The 16,881-nt window shown below is 70.6% G+C and carries 15 protein-coding genes; 8 read left to right on the top strand and 7 right to left on the bottom strand.

What is annotated here, in order from left to right:
* The first annotated feature begins 82 nt into the window (after window positions 1–82).
* The gene (locus tag ABT026_RS13450; protein ID WP_351114394.1) at window positions 83–1,435 is read left to right on the top strand and encodes a class II 3-deoxy-7-phosphoheptulonate synthase; all 1,353 of its coding nucleotides are present in this window, start codon (window positions 83–85) and stop codon (window positions 1,433–1,435) included.
* 179 nt (window positions 1,436–1,614) lie between these two features.
* Entirely contained in the window at window positions 1,615–1,965 is a 351-nt protein-coding gene (locus tag ABT026_RS13445; RefSeq protein WP_351114393.1) for a (2Fe-2S)-binding protein, read from the top strand.
* 13 nt (window positions 1,966–1,978) lie between these two features.
* On the opposite strand, the gene bfr is transcribed toward ABT026_RS13445, so the two are convergent.
* A complete protein-coding gene (gene bfr / locus ABT026_RS13440) occupies window positions 1,979–2,473 on the bottom strand; it encodes a bacterioferritin (RefSeq protein ID WP_351114391.1) in 495 nt (164 codons plus the stop codon).
* A gap of 203 nt (window positions 2,474–2,676) precedes the next feature.
* On the opposite strand from bfr, the gene ABT026_RS13435 reads away from it, so the two are divergent.
* Window positions 2,677–3,324, top strand: a complete 648-nt coding sequence (locus tag ABT026_RS13435; RefSeq protein ID WP_351114389.1) for a sulfite oxidase-like oxidoreductase — start codon at window positions 2,677–2,679, stop codon at window positions 3,322–3,324.
* A 9-nt stretch (window positions 3,325–3,333) separates the two neighbouring features.
* Here ABT026_RS13435 and ABT026_RS13430 read toward each other — a convergent pair whose 3' ends face one another.
* Window positions 3,334–4,209: a deoxyribonuclease IV gene (locus tag ABT026_RS13430; protein ID WP_351114388.1), complete on the bottom strand. Its 876-nt coding sequence runs from the start codon at window positions 4,207–4,209 to the stop codon at window positions 3,334–3,336.
* Between the two features lie 515 nt (window positions 4,210–4,724).
* On the opposite strand from ABT026_RS13430, the gene ABT026_RS13425 reads away from it, so the two are divergent.
* The 5 genes from ABT026_RS13425 to ABT026_RS13405 all read left to right on the top strand — a co-directional run bounded on the left by ABT026_RS13425 (window position 4,725) and on the right by ABT026_RS13405 (window position 10,897).
* The gene (locus ABT026_RS13425) at window positions 4,725–5,537 is read left to right on the top strand and encodes a class I SAM-dependent methyltransferase (protein ID WP_351114387.1); all 813 of its coding nucleotides are present in this window, start codon (window positions 4,725–4,727) and stop codon (window positions 5,535–5,537) included.
* Entirely contained in the window at window positions 5,534–8,230 is a 2,697-nt protein-coding gene (locus ABT026_RS13420) for an SUMF1/EgtB/PvdO family nonheme iron enzyme (RefSeq protein ID WP_351114386.1), read from the top strand. Before ABT026_RS13425 ends, ABT026_RS13420 begins: the two co-directional genes overlap by 4 nt.
* Window positions 8,227–8,511, top strand: a complete 285-nt coding sequence (locus ABT026_RS13415; RefSeq protein ID WP_351114385.1) for a hypothetical protein — start codon at window positions 8,227–8,229, stop codon at window positions 8,509–8,511. The genes ABT026_RS13420 and ABT026_RS13415 overlap by 4 nt, the downstream gene beginning before the upstream one ends.
* A 2-nt stretch (window positions 8,512–8,513) precedes the next feature.
* Window positions 8,514–9,797: a hypothetical protein gene (locus tag ABT026_RS13410; RefSeq protein ID WP_351114384.1), complete on the top strand. Its 1,284-nt coding sequence runs from the start codon at window positions 8,514–8,516 to the stop codon at window positions 9,795–9,797.
* A gap of 137 nt (window positions 9,798–9,934) precedes the next feature.
* Window positions 9,935–10,897 (top strand): extracellular catalytic domain type 1 short-chain-length polyhydroxyalkanoate depolymerase, encoded by a 963-nt coding sequence (locus tag ABT026_RS13405; protein WP_351114382.1) that lies wholly within the window; start codon window positions 9,935–9,937, stop codon window positions 10,895–10,897.
* Between the two features lie 400 nt (window positions 10,898–11,297).
* On the opposite strand, the gene ABT026_RS13400 is transcribed toward ABT026_RS13405, so the two are convergent.
* The 5 genes from ABT026_RS13400 to pknB form a co-directional block, all read right to left on the bottom strand.
* Window positions 11,298–11,654 carry a hypothetical protein gene (locus ABT026_RS13400; RefSeq protein WP_351114381.1) on the bottom strand — a complete coding sequence of 119 codons (357 nt, stop codon included), beginning with the start codon at window positions 11,652–11,654 and terminating at the stop codon, window positions 11,298–11,300.
* A gap of 122 nt (window positions 11,655–11,776) precedes the next feature.
* A complete protein-coding gene (locus tag ABT026_RS13395) occupies window positions 11,777–13,882 on the bottom strand; it encodes a TerD family protein (RefSeq protein WP_351114380.1) in 2,106 nt (701 codons plus the stop codon).
* A gap of 251 nt (window positions 13,883–14,133) precedes the next feature.
* On the bottom strand, window positions 14,134–14,532 hold the full coding sequence (locus ABT026_RS13390; RefSeq protein ID WP_351114464.1) for a hypothetical protein: 399 nt from the start codon (window positions 14,530–14,532) through the stop codon (window positions 14,134–14,136).
* 11 nt (window positions 14,533–14,543) lie between these two features.
* The gene (locus ABT026_RS13385) at window positions 14,544–14,825 is read right to left on the bottom strand and encodes a hypothetical protein (RefSeq protein ID WP_351114378.1); all 282 of its coding nucleotides are present in this window, start codon (window positions 14,823–14,825) and stop codon (window positions 14,544–14,546) included.
* Between the two features lie 99 nt (window positions 14,826–14,924).
* Window positions 14,925–16,856: a Stk1 family PASTA domain-containing Ser/Thr kinase gene (gene pknB, locus ABT026_RS13380; RefSeq protein ID WP_351114377.1), complete on the bottom strand. Its 1,932-nt coding sequence runs from the start codon at window positions 16,854–16,856 to the stop codon at window positions 14,925–14,927.
* Window positions 16,857–16,881: the final 25 nt, after the last annotated feature.

Raw genomic sequence — 16,881 nt, 5'->3', positions numbered from 1 at the left:
CGGATGTGCCGGGAATGGACGGAGCGTCCCACAGTGTGGGCTACCGTCGGCGTGCCGCAGGCGAGCCCGTACCCTTGCTGACGTGACCGTGAACCTTGAGAGCCCTGCTACCTTCGTGCCCACCTGGCGAGACCTGCCCGCTGCCCAGCAGCCGGAGTATCCCGACCAGAAGGCCCTGAGCAAGGTCGTCACGGAGCTCGAGAGCTACCCGCCGCTGGTGTTCGCCGGCGAGTGCGACCAGCTGAAGGCCCGGCTCGCGGCCGTCGCCAAGGGGGACGCGTTCCTGCTCCAGGGCGGCGACTGCGCGGAGTCCTTCGACGGCGTCGGCGCCGAGCAGATCCGTGCCAAGCTCAAGACGCTGCTCCAGATGGGCGCCGTCCTCACCTACGCGGCCTCCGTGCCGGTGGTGAAGGTCGGCCGGATCGCCGGCCAGTACTCCAAGCCGCGCTCCAAGCCGATGGAGACGCGCGACGGCGTGACGCTGCCGGTGTACCGCGGCGACTCGGTGAACGGCTTCGACTTCACCGAGGAGTCCCGGATCCCCGACCCCGAGCGCCTCAAGCGGATGTACAACGCCTCCGCCTCCACGCTCAACCTGGTGCGCGCCTTCACCACCGGCGGCTACGCCGACCTGCGGCAGGTGCACGCCTGGAACCAGGACTTCGTGAAGTCGTCCCCCTCCGGCCAGCGCTACGAGCAGCTGGCCCGGGAGATCGACAACGCGCTGAACTTCATGCGGGCCTGCGGGACGGACCCCGAGGAGTTCAAGACCGTCGAGTTCTACGCCTCGCACGAGGCGCTGCTGATGGACTACGAGACCGCCCTGACCCGGGTGGACTCGCGCACCGGCAAGCTCTACGACGTCTCCGGCCACATGGTCTGGATCGGCGAGCGGACCCGGCAGATGGACCACGCGCACATCGAGTTCGCATCGAAGATCCAGAACCCGATCGGCATCAAGCTCGGCCCCACCACCACCGCGGAGGACGCGCTCCAGTACATCGAGCGCCTCGACCCCGACCGTGAGCCGGGCCGGCTGACCTTCATCGTCCGGATGGGCGCGGACAAGGTCCGCGACAAGCTCCCCGAGCTGGTCGAGAAGGTCACCGCCTCCGGCGCGACGGTCGCCTGGGTGACGGACCCGATGCACGGCAACACCTTCGAGGCCGCCTCCGGCCACAAGACCCGCCGCTTCGACGACGTGCTCGACGAGGTCAAGGGCTTCTTCGAGGTCCACAAGGAGCTCGGCACCCACCCCGGCGGCATCCACGTGGAGCTCACCGGCGACGACGTCACCGAGTGCGTGGGCGGCGGCGACGAGATCTTCGTCGACGACCTGCACCAGCGCTACGAGACGGCCTGCGACCCGCGGCTCAACCGCAGCCAGTCGCTGGACCTGGCGTTCCTGGTGGCGGAGATGTACCGCTCGCAGTGACCTGCTGACGACGGGATGACGATGGGGCGCGGATCACAGGGATCCGCGCCCCATCGGTCTTCCCGGGCGCGAAACGGTGGGTTAGGTTAGGTTTGCCTCACCAAGCGGAACCTGCGGTTCCGGATTCCGCTCCGCGAGGCCCCATCGACGAGACGATCCCAGGACGGGGGTGGAGCGACGTGTTCGTGTGCAGCTGCTTCGGCGTGACCGAGGAGCAGGTCAAGCGCCACGCGGAGGCCGGTGCGTGCACCCCCCGTCAGATCGCCTCCGCCTCCAAGGCCGGCACCGACTGCGGCGGCTGCGTCAAGCGGATCCAGGCCATCCTCGGCCGGGGCGCCTGCCCCCGCCGCGAGCTCATCGAGCAGGGCCGCCCCTCCGAGGCGCTGGCCGCGCCCGGCGAGCTGCCCGCCGAGGGCCCCGCGGGTCCTGGCGGTCCTGGCGAGGGCCCTGGCGCTCCCGTCGAGGGCATCGAGACGCTGCCCCGCCCGGTCGTGCCCGTGATCCCGCGCGCGTACCCCGAGGCCGCCTGAGCCCGCGCAGGGCTCAGCCCGCCGAGGAGTCCGGCGTGACCTGCTCGATCACCGTCGCGATGTACAACGGCTCGCCCAGCTTCTCGATCAGCTCCAGCTGGGTGTCCAGGTAGTCGATGTGGTGCTCCTCGTCCGCGAGGATCGCCTCGAAGATGTTGGCCGAGGTGATGTCGTTCTTGGCCCGCATGACCTCGACGCCGCGTCGCAGCCGGTCGATCGCCTCGACCTCCACCTGCTTGTCCGCCTCGAACATCTCGGTGAGCGTCTGGCCCACGCGGACGTGGAAGAGCCGCTGGTAGTTCGGCAGCCCGTCCAGCATCAGGATGCGCTCGGTGAGCAGCTCCGCGTGCCGCATCTCGTCGAAGGACTCCGCGCGGGTGTACCGGGCCAGCTTCGTCCAGCCCTTGTGGTCCTGGAGCTTGGAGTGCAGGAAGTACTGGTTGATCGCCGTCAGCTCGGCGGTCAGCTGCTCGTTGAGGAACTCGATGACCTCGGGGTCGCCCTGCATGCGGCGGGTCCTTCCAGACGCGGATCAATGTGACGGGTGCTGCGTGACGCGTGCTGCTGCTGCGAGACTGCTGCGCCCGCATGATGGCAACCCGCCGCCCTCACGTCCAGTAAGTGCACACTTACCCGTCTTTGTTCCTTTTTGCCCCCCGGTCGGCCGAGGCGGTTCCTCCGGCCCGTGAGGGGTCTGTCAGGATGGGTGACATGGGTCAGCCGGAGGAACACGCGTCCGGGGAAGCGGCGCAGCCGGGACTTCCCCAGCCGGAACTTCCGCCCGGGCAGCGACTGCAGCGCGGCTGGCCGGTGACGCACTACGGCCCGGTGCCCCGGTTCCGCCCGGAGCGGTGGGAGTTCCAGGTCTTCGGCGCCACCGCGGACGCGGCCAAGCACTCCTGGAACCACACCGAGTTCGGCGCCCTCCCGCGCAGCACCGTGGTGGCCGACCTGCACTGCGTCACCAAATTCAGCATGATCGGCGCCGAGTGGAGCGGCGTGCCCGCCCGGGTCGTCCTGGAGACCGCGCCGCCCGCGCCCGACGTCACCCATGTGATGGTGTGGGCCGAGTACGGCTTCAGCTCCAACATGCGGCTGTCGGACTTCGCCGACGAGCGGAGCATCTTCGCCACCCACAAGGACGGCGAGCTCCTCACCGCCGAGCACGGCTTCCCGCTCCGCCTGATCGTGCCCCACCTGTACGCCTGGAAGGGCCCCAAATGGGTCCGCGCCGTCGAGTACATGACGGCCGACCGGCGCGGGTTCTGGGAGGAACGGGGCTACCACAACGTCGGCGACCCCTGGAAGGAACAGCGGTACTCCTACCAGGAGGAACCCGGCGAAGGCCCGGACCTGTAGCTCGCCGTCCTACGGCTGCGACTGCTCCCGCAGCTTCTTCAGCCGCTCCACGTCGGCCGCGTGCCCTTCCTTGCCGCCCGGCGTCTCGATCACCAGCGGCACGCCCTCGGTCGCCGGGTGACGCATCAGCTCCCGGAACGGGTCCTCGCCGATGTGCCCCTCGCCGATGTTCGCGTGGCGGTCCTTGTGCGCGCCGACGACGTCCTTGGAGTCGTTGGCGTGGATCAGCTTGAGCCGGCCGGGGCCGACCGTCGCCACCAGCTCGTCCAGCGTCTCGCGCATACCGTCCGCACCGGTCAGGTCGTGCCCGGCAGCGAAGATGTGGCAGGTGTCCAGGCAGATCCCCAGCTTGGGGTGCGCGTCCAGCGCCTCGAAGTACGGCCCGAAGTCCTCCGCCTTCGAACACAGGGACGACCCCTGCCCGGCCGTCGACTCGATCAGCAGGAACGGGTCGTCGTCGTGCGTCAGCTCCTCCAGCAGCGGCAGCATCTGCTCCCGCACCTGCTTCAGGGCCACGGCCCGCTCGCGCCCGCCGGTGGCGCTCCCGGTGTGCACGACCACCCCGAGCGCCCCGATCTCCCGCCCCCGCCGCAGCGAGTGCCGCAACGACTCCGCCGACCGCTCCACCGTCGCCTCGGTGTGCGACCCGAAGTTGATCAGGTACGGGGCGTGCACGTACGCCGGTATCGACTCCTGCGCGCACGCGGCGCGGAACGCCTCGTCCTGCGCGGGGTTGCCGGTGGGGGTGGCCCAGCCGCGGGGGTTGGCGACGAAGACCTGCACGGTCTCCGCGCCGAGGTCGCGGGCGTAGGACAGGCCGACGGTGCTGAGGCCGCCGGCGACGGGGACATGGCCGCCGATGGGGTTGCGGAACGCGTGCTTCACCCGTCCAGGGTGCCACGGCGGTCGTCCTGCCCTCGCGGCCGCCCCGCGCCCCGCGCGAGACCTCACGCCGCCGAACCACGAGGTGCCGTGTCCGTTTTTGAGCCCTGTAGCGCCGAAAACGGGGCACAGCCGGCACCGAGAACGGTACACATGCCGGGCGGGGCATCCCGTCAGACCCACCCGGGCCCGGACAGATACCGCACCAGCCCCCGGGCCGCAGCACGGCGGACCCGTCCGTCGGCATCCCCCGCAGCAGATGCCTCCGAAGATCGCCCACGCTGTGCCCCGTCTCCAGCCACCGCAGCGCCAGCCCCACCAACTTGGGGTGTGATTCAGGGGCCTTCGCCCCGCAAGACGGTCCGGGCCGAGTTGGCCCTCTTCTCCCTCACGACCGGCACCAGTGAACAGGGCTCGGGGCAGGCGGATTTCACCCTGTCCGCCCCTGTGACGAGGCGGTAGCCTGCCTGGTGGTTCGGGCGGCAGGGGCCGTCACCTGGGGTGGGACGAGGGGGATCGTGGAACAGCGCGACGTGCGGGGGCACTACGACGAGCTTGCTGCCGAGTACGACGAGCACTGGGTCTACGGTCCTGAGTACGTGCCCTGGATGTCGGCGCGGATCGCGGAGGCCCTGGTGCTCGGGCCCGAGGACCGGATCGCCGACATCGGCTGCGGCACCGGTCTGTTCGCCAAGGAGGTCGCACGGCAGGTCAAGCCGCGGCAGCCTGTGCTCTGCGTCGATCCGTCGGAGGCGATGCTGCGTGGGCTGGGCACGCCGCCCCCGCCCGAGCTGGTCCCTCTCGCCGCGTCTGCCGAGGAAGTGGCCGAGGGCCGGGTCGAGGTGCCTTACGAGCGACTCGACGCCGTGTGGTTGAAGGAGTCGGTGCATCACCTGGCCGATCCGGGCCGCACACTGCGAGGGCTGGCCGAGCGGCTGGCGCGGGGCGGGCGGCTGCTGGTGGTGATGCTGCCGGCAGCCATCAAGTACCCGTTGTTCCAGGCGGCTCTCGACCGGTTCGAGGAGCTGCAGCCGGATCCGCTCGGCATCGTGGAGCACCTGCGTGCGGCAGGTCTCGAGGCAGAGCTCGGCTTCGTCGAGCACGAGCTGCGGATCGACCGCGAGCGGTATCTCGGCATGGTGCGGGCCCGGTACATGTCGCTCCTCTCCACCTTCAGCGACGCCGAGATCGAGAAGGGCGTCGAGGAGATCAAGGCGGCCCATCCCGAGCCGGTGCTGGCGTTCCCGGACACGTTCGCGTTCGTGGTCGGGCGACGGCTAGGTGAGGAGACGGCCGCAGGTGACGCCGACCGGAGGGAGGAGGAGGCGTGAGTACTGTCGTCGACGAGCGGCTGCGGCGGCTCCGGGCCGAACTGGACGACCACTCCCGGATTGCCGAGCGGCTGGGGCTCGACCTGGAGCGGCCTTTACGGTCGCTGCGCGACGGGTATCCGGAGAATGCGGTCGCCCTGGTCGGGAAGCTGACCGAGAAGCTGCTCAAGGAGTTGTGGCGGCACCACGACATCGCAGGCGATCCGTCGTCGAAGGCGCTCAACGACCTGGTCAAGGGCTGCCGTCCGCACATTCGTAGCGGCAACGTGCTCAACGCCCTGGACGACATCCGCCGGCTGCGCAACCGGTCGACGCACGACGGGTATGACATCAGCGAAGAGGACGGTCTGCTTGCGGTTCGCCGGCTGGTGGACGTGCTGGTGTGGTTCACCAGCACGGGAAGCGCGGCACTCCTGGGCGGAGAGCCACAGATGGCGCCGGAGGTCGCGCGCCGGAGCGAGTTCCTCGCCGGGCTGTACGTGACGCTCGGATACCAGCAGGCCAAGCGGTTCGTGCTGAGCGCGGACACCGTGTACCAGCTGTTCTGCCGGGAGGCGGGAATGCGGCTGGAGTACGTGGAACTGCTGGTCTCCCAGGACGCCGACGACCTTCGTGCCGTCCTCTCCTCCGGGGACGGAGAGCTGCTGCGGACGCGGCTGCCGAAGCTCACCCGGTTCGTGGTGCTGGACGTGGACGAGCCCGACCAAGGTGACGACGACGGTGGCGTCAGCGGCGGTCCGGGAGGGCGGGCGTTGCAGCAGTTGCTCGGCACCGACGTGCGGATCGTGCCGTACGGGGGCTTCGTCGACACGATCGTGCAGATCGACGCCCATCTGGCTCCGCTGGCCGCCATCCTCGCCCCGGCGGAATCCCGAAGTCCGGTCTCCGCGGCGATGCTGCGGACCCACCCGCTCACCGGGGAATCCGGCGTGGAGCGGACCGGTGACGCTGCGGAGCTGCTGGTTCGGCTGGCCCAGGGCAGCGCCAACGTGCTGGTCACCGGTCGTCCGGGAAGCGGCAAGAGCACGCTGCTGCGCTCGCTGGTGCTGGATCCTGGCCTGCGCCGGTTCCGGTTCTACTTCGACCTCGGGTTGAAGCCGAAGGACGAGCCGTTCTCCGAGTACGCGGCCAGACTGCTGGCGCCCGCGATGGGGTCGGAGCGTTCGCGCGCGTACGACCTCTTCCTCTTCCTGATCCGGTCGGGCATGGCGTTGTGCGTGCTGGACGCCGTGGACGAAGGGGTTGAGGAGGCCAGTCCCGCCGGGTTCCTGCGGCTCTTCAGCGATCTCGCCGCCGTGCTGTCCGCCGAGTCGGCCGTGGTGATGAGCTCGCGCGTGGCCTTCCTCGCCGACTCGCCGCAGGTACGGCAGCTCCTGGACAGCGGCGCCGGCCGTTCCGAGCAGTTGGTCGAGCAGATGTACGCGAATGGGGTCGACCCCGCGCGCGTCCCGCACTTCCATGTCGTGAGGCTCACCGAACCCGACACCACGCCGCTGGAGCGGGGGCTGACGTCCGCTCTCGATCTGGAGCCGGGTACGTCGCTGGCGGGCGCGCTGGGGACGCACCTCACGCGAACCCTGGAGGAGGCGGGACAGCCGCAGCTGGAGGGCCGGCTGCCGGAGGCGTTCGGGCGGACGTTCCTGGAGGACCGGACCGTGTTCTCCCTGCTCGACCTGCACCGGTGGCTGGGGCCCGGCGCGTTCAGGGACGGGCGGCTGGACCTCGAGGCGTGCGTGCTCGCGCCTCTGCTGCGCCCTGCGGGGCCGGAGCGGGTCGCGTTCGCGCACACGGCGTACCAGGAACTGCTGGCGGCGCGGTATCTCGCCGATCCGGCTCACCGGGAGGGTGCAGCGGACATCGCTGACGGGGTCTTCCTCACGGAGCAGGTACGGGCATTCCTGGCGGAGGTTTCCGCGGGTGCGGCTACGGATACGGACGATTGCGTGCTGCCCGCCGGGGCGTATCTGGTCGGTCCGGCTGAGCGGCTGATGATCCGGCGGGTGGAGCGTCCGGTGAGGTTCGACCGGTACGCGGTGACGGTGGCGCGGTATCGCAGGTTCCTGGAGGCCTTGGAGGAGGACGGTACGTCGCGCTGGGACCATCCCGATCAGCCGGCCGGCTTCTCCCACCGGCCGTGGACGGAGCGAATGCGTCACCCGGACTACTACGAGAACCCGCGCTTCGACGACTACCCCGCCACCTGCGTCAGCTGGTGGAGCGCGTACGCCTTCGCCGCGTTCGAGGGGAAGCGGCTGCCGAGCTCACTGGAGTGGGAGGCTGCGGCCCGCGGCGGTGACGGGCGGCTGTTCCCATGGGGCGACGAGGCCGACGGCATTCGGATCAACTGCGCCGACACCTGGGTGGGCAAGCCGGTGGTGACGTACCAGGCCTGGTACCGGGACTTCGCGGACGACGCCGTGCGCCGGGCCGCGGTGACACCGGTCGACGAGCGGCCAGGGAACCGGTCGCCGTTCGGGGTGACGGACATGGTGGGCAACTGCTGGGAATGGACCTCCACCAGCCCTTCCGACCCGGGAGAGGCGGTCATCTGCGGCGGCAGCTACGACAATCCCCTGCGTGCCGTGCAGACCAGCAGCAAGGGGATCTATCGCAAGCGCGGGGCGAGCAACGCGGTCGGCTTCCGGTGCGTGGAGGACCTGGCCATCGACGAGGCGGAGGCGATCCGGAAGTGAGTGACGTCGACGACCTCCGCGGCAGCCCGGCGCGGTACGGGACTATCGTCGACCGGCGGCCCAGTGGCGGAGGACCGACCGGATCGATGGGGGCGTACATCGTCCTCGACGACGAGGAGGAGCGGTACTACAGCTTCGACTACCGGCAGATCGTGACGGAGGGGTTCCGGACGATCCGCACGGGCGAACGGGTGCGCTTCCACGTTGACGGACGAAGCCCCGACCGGGCCGAATTCGTCATCCGGCTGGACCAGCCGGACCCGGCCGAGTACTACGGGTGAGCATGAGCACTCCGAACGGGCCGCCGCTCCCGCTACACGACGCGCCGCCCGGTGCCCGCCAAGAGCTGGCCGTGGTCCTTCCGGTGCGGTTGCCGGGTGTGCCGGACTGGGCGGAGGGACCGTTCCCGTTCGAGCTGGGCAGTCGGCGGACGGACACGGCCACCAGGTCGACGTACTTCACGCCCGCCTCGGCACGGGCCCTGTACGGGGTCCCCGGCCGGCCCCGGCGCTGGCATCAGCCGCTGGACGTCAAGCAGGACGGGATGCGGCTACTGGGCGTCGAGTTGCTGTGCGCGTCGACGACGGTCGGGGCGGAACAGGGTCTGGCGATCCTGCACTTCACCGTGGAGGACCCGCTGCTGCCGGTGCTGCGGGCGTTGTCAGGGAGGCCCGGGGACCGCACCGATCCATTGAGCGGGCGCTTCGACCCGGCGAGGCTGTTGGAGGGCGCGGCCGAACTCCCGGGAGACAGATCCCCGTTCGCGATCACGCGTCCGTATCCGATCGCGTTCATGTCGCCGACCGCGGCGCACCGCTCTGCCCTGCGGGCCGGCCCCGACGACCGGGTGCCCGCATCGGCGGACCAGTGGCTGTGGCAGCTGGCGTCCCGTTCCACGGCCGAGGACTTCCCCGTACCGCCGGAGTGCACCGACGACCTGCTCAAGGACGTGGTGCGGATCTCCGCCGACTGGAGCGCGCTGGTGCTGCGGCAGGGAGCCGCGTTCCTGGGCCACCGGGCCGACACCGGGGAGGGCGACTTCTACGCGTTCGCGGCGCTGCACTTCCGTACGGTCTACCTCGACGCCCTGCTGCTGGGGATGCTGCAGCGGGACCACATCGACGTGCTGACGGACCAGCTCTCCGAGGTCTTCGACGCAGCCGGGCTCGCCGGGCGGGTCGCGGCGCTGGAGCGGAACATCGCCGTGTTCCGCAGCACGTACTGGCGGCAGCACCTCACCGCACACGGCCCGGCGAACGACCTCCTGCTGGCCTTCCAGCGGCAGCACCGGCTTCCGGAGCGGTTCGCCGAGATCCTCGCCGAGGCCGCCGACTACAGCCGGCTCGTCCAGACCCGCGAGAGCCAGCAGATCAGCGGCGCTCTCGGCGTCCTCACCATCCTGGGCCTGCCGCTCGGCACGGCCCTGGGCGTCCTCCAGGTGCTCGACGACAAGTCGATGGCGCACCTGTTCATCGCGCTCGGCGCGTCCGTCGCGGCCACGGCGGGGGCGCTCACCACGCGGTACGGGCGGCTCGTGCTGGCGTCGCTGCGGGGAGGCGACAACTAGTTCCCACCCGGGTGACGCCCTTATCGGGTGCGTGTCATTCGTGGTCGACTCGGAAGCATCTGCAGCCGAAGGGCACGTGGGCTCCCTCGTGCTGGTTGTCGCAATTCAGACGTCCCCGACAAGGAGAGGGCGGCCACGTGACGGTCCGACGAAGAACACGGAGAGGCGTCGCCCTGCTGGCGGCGTTCGCCGGGGTGGTCACCCTGCTTGCCGCCTGTCAGGCGTCGGCGGAACCGGGCAAGAAGCCCGCCTCCCTCACCGAGGTGACCGACTTCGGGAAGAACCCGGGCGGTCTGCGCATGTACGAGTACGTGCCGAACAGCGCCGGGGCGCATCCGCCGGTGCTGGTGGCGATCCACCCGTGCACGGGCTCGGCGCCCGGCTTCCACGCGGGCACGGCGTTCGCCCAGCTGGCCGACCGGTACGGGTTCATCGTCGTCTACCCGGACGCCAACTCCGAGGGCCAGTGTTTCGACTCGGCTTCTGCGCAGGCGCTCAAGCGCGACGGCGACAGCGACCCGACGAGCATCGTCTCGATGGTGGAATACGCCGAGGAGCACCACGAGGCCGATGCCGGGAGGGTGTACGTCACCGGCGCCTCGTCCGGGGCGAACATGACCAACGTGCTCCTGGCCGACTACCCGGATCTCTTCAAGGCCGGGTCGGTCTTCATGGGCGTGCCGTTCGGCTGCTTCCCCGTCGACGACTACGGGTCGGACGGGTGGGAGGAGTGCTCCAGCGGTCGGCACACCGAGACCCCGCGGAAGTGGGGTGATCTGGTGCGGGACGCGTACCCGGGCTACAAGGGGGCCCGACCGCGGGTGCAGCTGTGGCACGGCATCGAGGACGACATCCTGAACCACAAGAACCTCGGTGAAGAGATCAAACAGTGGACCGACGTGCTGGGGGTGAGCCCGGAGCCGGTGCTCACCGACAAGCCGAAGCCGGGCTGGACCCGCACCCGTTACGACGACGACGGCGGGCAGCCGCCCCTCGAGGTGATCAGCGTCGAGGGCGGGCGGCACGACTTCCCGACCTCCGGCATGGAGTCCATGGCCATTGCCTTCCTTGGTCTCGACCGGAGCGACGACCAGGGATGACGCGGGCCGTGCGGCGGCCTCGGGGCCCGACGCGCCTTCCCGTCGGGTCCTCCGGGTCACCTCGACGGCAAGGTTCCCTGATGGCGCTGCGTTGCGGGAAAACCGGCCAAGGGCCGACCGCTGCCGCCGTGCCTTTGCGGCTGCCCCGTGCCGTCAGACCGCCGTCCCGCGGGCCGCAGGAGGCCGAACCGTTCGCGCCGGCCGAGGCCGGTGAGCCGGGTCGTAGCGGCACTCTCGGCGTTCTCACCGTTCTGGGCCTGCCGCTCGGCGCGTCTGTCGCCGCTGCGGCGGGAGTACTCACCACGCGGTACGGGCGGCTGGTGCTGACATCGCTGCGGGGAGGCGATGCCTCGGGCGCGGAACGCAGGTCCTGAACAGCACCAGCCGTCGTATGCGGTGGTTACTTCGAGACGCGGTGGTACTCGGTCGGCCAGCGCCACAGGGCTATGCCCAGAAAGAGGAACGCCGCGGAACCGGTCAGTGTCGACCAGGCCCAGGCCAGGGTGGCCTCGCCCGTGGTTTCGGCGATCTCTTCGACGCAGGAATCCATGAAGGGGCAGTCGGGCGCGGTGTTGCTCGCGACGATGGCCAGTACCACCGATATGACGACGAAGATACCGAACAGGCCTAGCCAGCCTCCCACGTCTCCCCGGGACTTGGCGACGTCCCAGGGGGAGCGTATGGCGATGTAGGCCACATCTGATGGGACAGGAGCGGCGGGCGGTGGGGTGCCGGGAGGCGTGGTGCTGTCGGACATGGAGAGGTCCCCCCTCAAGTAGTGAAGGTATGAACGGGAAGATCAGCGAAAGTTCCACCTTCGAGAAGGCGCAATGCTATTGGGGCATCGTGATCTTGCGGGAGCGTTTCGCGTAGCAGCCGTCAGACGTTCTGGCCGGCGGGGCCGAGGCCGGTGTCCGCGCCCTCCGGGGTCCGGCGTCGGCGGGTGGTGGGACGGAGGTCGAGGTGGGTGATGACGTGCTGGTGGAAGCGGTCGACGGCCTCGTCGACGCTGCGGATGAAGCCGGACTCGGCGCTGCCCCGGCCGCTGCCCATGCTCCGCAGGAGCGACAGGCGGAACCCGGTGATGCGCGCGCCGTTCCCCGGCAGCAGGTCGCCGGGCTCGGGGCGCAGGCGTTCGAGGGTGCCGCGCGGGCCCGGAGAGTCTCCGTCGAGGAGGGTTTCGACGTGCAGGTCGGCGGGGGCTTCGGCGAGCTGCTTGACCAGGCGTTTGGCGCGGGCGAGGGGGTAACCCTGTTCGTCCGTCGGCAGGTCCATGGAGGTGCGCAGCTTGGCGGTGCGCAGGTCGGCGGTGACGGCCAGGACGCCTGGCGTTCCGTCGATGCGGAGTCCCGCGTGGAGTCGGCCCTTGTCGCAGAGGTCGTCGGCGAGGGCGGCCCGCCGGCTGTCCGGGTCGACGCCGCGCTTGGCGCGCTGCACCGGCAGCACCCTCTGGCCGAGCTCGCCGCCCAGTCGGAGGCAGATCTGCCGGATGAGACGTTCCCAGCTCTCGACGACGGCGACCGCGCGGCTGTCGCCAGGCACGAGCGTCTCGTCGTCGATGCCCTTGCGTACGGGCACCCACGCCGGGCCCATGTTCTGGAAGCCGTGGCAGCCGGAGTTCTCGTGCCGGAGGTAGTGGAGAAGTTCCTGGAGGAGCCACGCGTGGGCGGCGTTGACGACGCCTTCGTGGCGGATGAGCATCTGTGCTTGGTGCGCGACCTCCGTCCACGAGAGGTGCCAGAGGGCGACCTTGTTCTTTCTGCGCCGGTCGATCTTCACCTCGACGAGCGGGCGACCGTCCAGGGCGACGTCGTTGGACAGAGTGATCACGGCCTCATAGCCACGGCGGGCGGCGATGTCCGCATAGGCCTGGACCTGCTCGGGCTTGAGCGGGTTGCCGTTCGTCTTGGTCTCCACCAGCCCGGTCCAGATCCGGCCCGCGCGCTCGACGCGGATGACGCCGTCGGGGCGCTTGGGGGTCTCGCCGTGCGGCAGTGTGGCCTCGGTGAAGGTCTCCATCCGGCCGGCCGGGGCGCCGAAGGCGGCGGTGAGCCTGCGGCCGAACTCCGGAACCTGCGCCATCACCGAGAGGAGCACTGACGTCGCCCGCATCTCGCGTTCGCGGTCGCTCTTCACGGAGGACGCGGGGAACAGGCGGGACTGCTGCCAGTTCTCGCTCTCCGCGAGCGACTTGCGCATCGTCTCGGGGATCGTGACCTTGCGCTTCGCCGTCCGCGGGCGGCGCGTCACGGCGGGCTTCGCGGGGGGGGCGGTGGGTGTGGTCGGGGGGGCGGTGGCCGGGGCGGCGTGTTCTTCGGCGCGCGGGGCCGGGAGCAGGGCGGCGCCGGGCTCGGAGCCGGCAGCGGTCGCCGTTTGCGTGGCGGTGACGTCCACGGGGGCGTCGGAGTGCTGCTCCGGCTCCTCGGGGTCGCCCTCCGGGCTGTCGTCGATGTCGATGCCGAAGTCGGTGGCCAGGCCGCCGAGGCCCGTCTCGTAACCCTGCCCGATGGCGCGGAACTTCCACTCACCGGACCGTCGGTAGAGCTCCCCGAAGAGGAACGCGCTCTCGACGCCCGCGTCGGGGATGGAGAAACCGAGCAGCGACTCACCGGCACGGTCGGCGATCGTCAGCCGCAGGTCGTCCAGGTCGCCGAAGCGGGCGCCCTCGTACCGGCTGGCGGCGATGACGACGCGTTCCACCCGCTCCGGGACGGCCGTGAGGTCCAGGCTGATGCGGTCCTCGCTGCCGTCGCCCGTAGGCGTCTTGCCGAGCAGTTGGACACTGCCGTCCGAGGCCGCCGGATGGTTGTAGAAGTAGAAGTCCTGCTCCCCGCCGACCTTGCCGTTCTCGTCCAGCAGCAGGACCGACACGTCGGCGTCGCCGTCCCCGGACGTGCTGCACCAGCCGAGGCTGACGACGACGGAGCCGGTGTCCTCGCTGAGAGAGGCGAGCGCGACGTTGGCGCCCTTGGTCATCTCGTGCATGAGTGGTCCCCCCACGTGCTGGTCGACGCGTCTCTCCCCCTGATCCGCGCCGACTCTTGATACACACGGCGTCCCCACGCCGTGGTGAAAAATCGGATCCGACCTTCCTACCACTTAGGATCCGGCAGACGCCCCCTACTCCGAAAAAGCTTGCGGATGTGCGGCGTACGTGAGTGAGGGGACGGCGAAGCCCGCGTGACTCCGGCGTTCGGCGGGTGCGGGGACGGCGGGTCCCGGCGGACCGCGAGGGTTCAGAGCTTGACGATCAGGACGCGGTCGGCGCACAGCTTGCGCATGTCGTCCTCGTCGGAAGTGAAGATGGTGACCGGCCCCGGCTGCCGCAGGGCGACGGCGGCCAAGGCTGCGTCAACGGCGTATTTGTGCCCGTGGAGGCCGGCTTCTTTGAGCAGGTTGATCGCCTCCTTGGCGATGTCCTCGGTCACCGACTCGACGTGCAGAAGGGAGAGAGCCCAGTGCCATGCCGGAATGTTGGTCCGCACGTCGTACGCCTCGATCAGCGTCATTGAGGTGGTCATGACGCGAATCCCGGCCAGTCGGGCCGCCTTCAGGCGTCCCTTCATAGCGGCTGTTCCGTGCACCGTCTGGGACAGGCCCTCCGAGTCGAGCAGGTAGACGGGTTCGTTGGCCAGCGGGGTCTTCTTCACGCGGCGTCCTGTTGCCCGGCAGCGCCTTCCGCCCGCGCCCGCTCCGCATGGGCGCGCTCGATCCCCCGGCGTTCGGCCTCGGCGGCGGCCAGTTCCTCCTCGGTGACAGGGCCGTACTCCGTCTCCAGCCAGTCGACGAGTTCCCCGAGCCGGTCCTGCTCGCGCTGCCGCTCTATGGCATGCGTCACATAGCGGCTGAAGCCACCGGGGCCAACTTCCTCGCGGATGGCCTCGGCCAGTTCTTCCGGCAGCGTGACGGTGTACTTCTTGGTTGCCATACCGTCGACCATACCGCTCGGTGGCAGGGGTGGTGGTCCTCCTGCCGAGGACTTCGTTCCTCCGGGCGAGCGCTGATCCGTATGAGTATTCCGAGGGGGCTAGCGGATCTTGACGGTGACCGTGGAGCCCTTGGGGGCCTTGTCGCCGGCCTCGGGGGACTGGGACTTCACCGTGTCGCCGAAGATGCCGAACAGGCCGCGGTCCTCGTCGACCTCGAAGCCCGCCTCCTCCAGCTCGGCCGTGGCCTCGTCGGCGGACATGCCGGTGACGTCGGGGACCTCGATCATCTCGGGGCCCTTGGAGAGGGTGAGGGTCACCGTGTCGCCCTCGCCGGCGCGGCCGCCGGGCTCGGGGGACTGGCGGGCGACCTGGCCGCGCTCGTGCGGGGAGTGGATCTCCTCGGGGTCGATCCGGACCTTCAGGCCCGCGGCCTCCAGATCCGACCGTGCCTCGTCGAGCTCCGACCCCGTGACGTCGGGGACGTCCACCGGGGCGCCCTTGCTGACGACCAGCGCCACCGCCGTGCCGGCGCGGCGTTCCGTGCCGGCCTCCGGGTCGGTGGAGACGACCGAGCCCTTCGGGATGCTCTCGCTGAACGCGCGGGTCACCATGCCCGGCTTGAGACCCTGGTCCTTCAGCGCCTCGCGGGCCTGGTCCAGGGGGCGGCCCTCCACGGAGGGGACCTTCACCACCTCGGGTCCTGAGGAGACGACGAGGGACACCGCGCCGCCGCCGCGGACCCGCTCACCGACGCCGGGGTCGGTGGAGATCACCGCGCCGCGCTCGACGGTGTCGCTGAACCGGCGGGAGACGTCGCCGACCTCGAGGCCGGACTCGGACAGCCGGTCACGGGCCTGCGCCTCGGTCTTGGCGAGGAGCGGGGGGACCTCGGTGAACTGACCCGAGTTGATGTACCAGACACCGCCGCCCACGCCGATGAGCAGGAGCACTCCGAGGAGCAGCGCCAGCGGGCCCCGGCGGCCCAGGCCGCGACCGCGCGCGCCGGAGGGCGGCAGGCCCCCGGAGCCGAGCCGGGTGGTGCGCTCGACGACGGCGGTGGCCTCGTTGTCCTCGTTCACCGGGAGCGGGCGCTGCATCACCGGGCGGGACAGCACCGAGGTGCGGTCCGCGGAACGGTCGTGCTCCTCGGCGCGGGCGGCCGGCGGCACGGCGTCCAGCTGCTCCGCGGTCAGCGTCGCGCGGGCCGCCAGCACCTGGGCCAGCAGCTCCGCCGCCGTGGACGGACGGTCCGCGGCGGCCCGCGCGGCGGCCGTGACGACCAGCTCGTCCAGCGGGCCGGCCAGTCCCGGCACCAGGGCCGACGGCGGCGGCACGTCCTCGTTGAGGTGGCGGAAGAGCACCTGCGCGGGGGAGTCCCCGCGGTGCGGCTTGGCCCCGGTCAGCATCTCGTGGAGCACGATGCCGCAGGCGTAGACGTCGACCCGGGGGTCCACGGTGCCCTGCTCGATCTGCTCGGGAGCCAGGTAGGAGACGGTGCCCATCACCGAACCGGTGGTGTCGGTGACCGTGTCCACCGCCCTGACCAGGCCGAAGTCGGCGACCTTCACCCGGCCGTCGTCCCCTATCAGGACGTTCTCCGGCTTCATGTCACGGTGGACGAAGCCGGCCCGGTGGGCGGCGCCGAGGGCGGCCAGCACCGGCTCCAGGATGTCCAGCGCGGCCCGCGGCTGCAGCGCGCCCCGCTCGCGCAGGACGTCGCGCAGGGTGCAGCCGGCGACGTACTCCATCGCCAGGTACACGTAACCCCCGTCGGTCCCCTGGTCGAAGACCTGCACCACGTTGGGGTGCGCGAGACGGGCCACCGACTTCGCCTCACGGATGAACCGGTCGACGAAGGCGGCGTCGTGCGCCAGGCCCGGGTGCATCACCTTGAGGGCGAGCACGCGGTCGAGGCGGGTGTCCAGCGCACGGTAGACGGTCGCCATGCCGCCGACCGCGATCCGCGCGTCGACCCGGTAGCGGCCGTCGAGTACGCGGCCGAGGAGCGGGTCCTGAAGGGTCGTGTCCACGCAGGGAGTCTACGAGGGGCGCGAG

The organism is Streptomyces sp. NPDC002734, assembly GCF_040295685.1.
Lineage (GTDB): Bacteria > Actinomycetota > Actinomycetes > Streptomycetales > Streptomycetaceae > Streptomyces.
The sequence above is the reverse complement of the archived record's forward strand: the minus strand, read 5'-3'. Positions and strand labels throughout refer to the sequence as shown.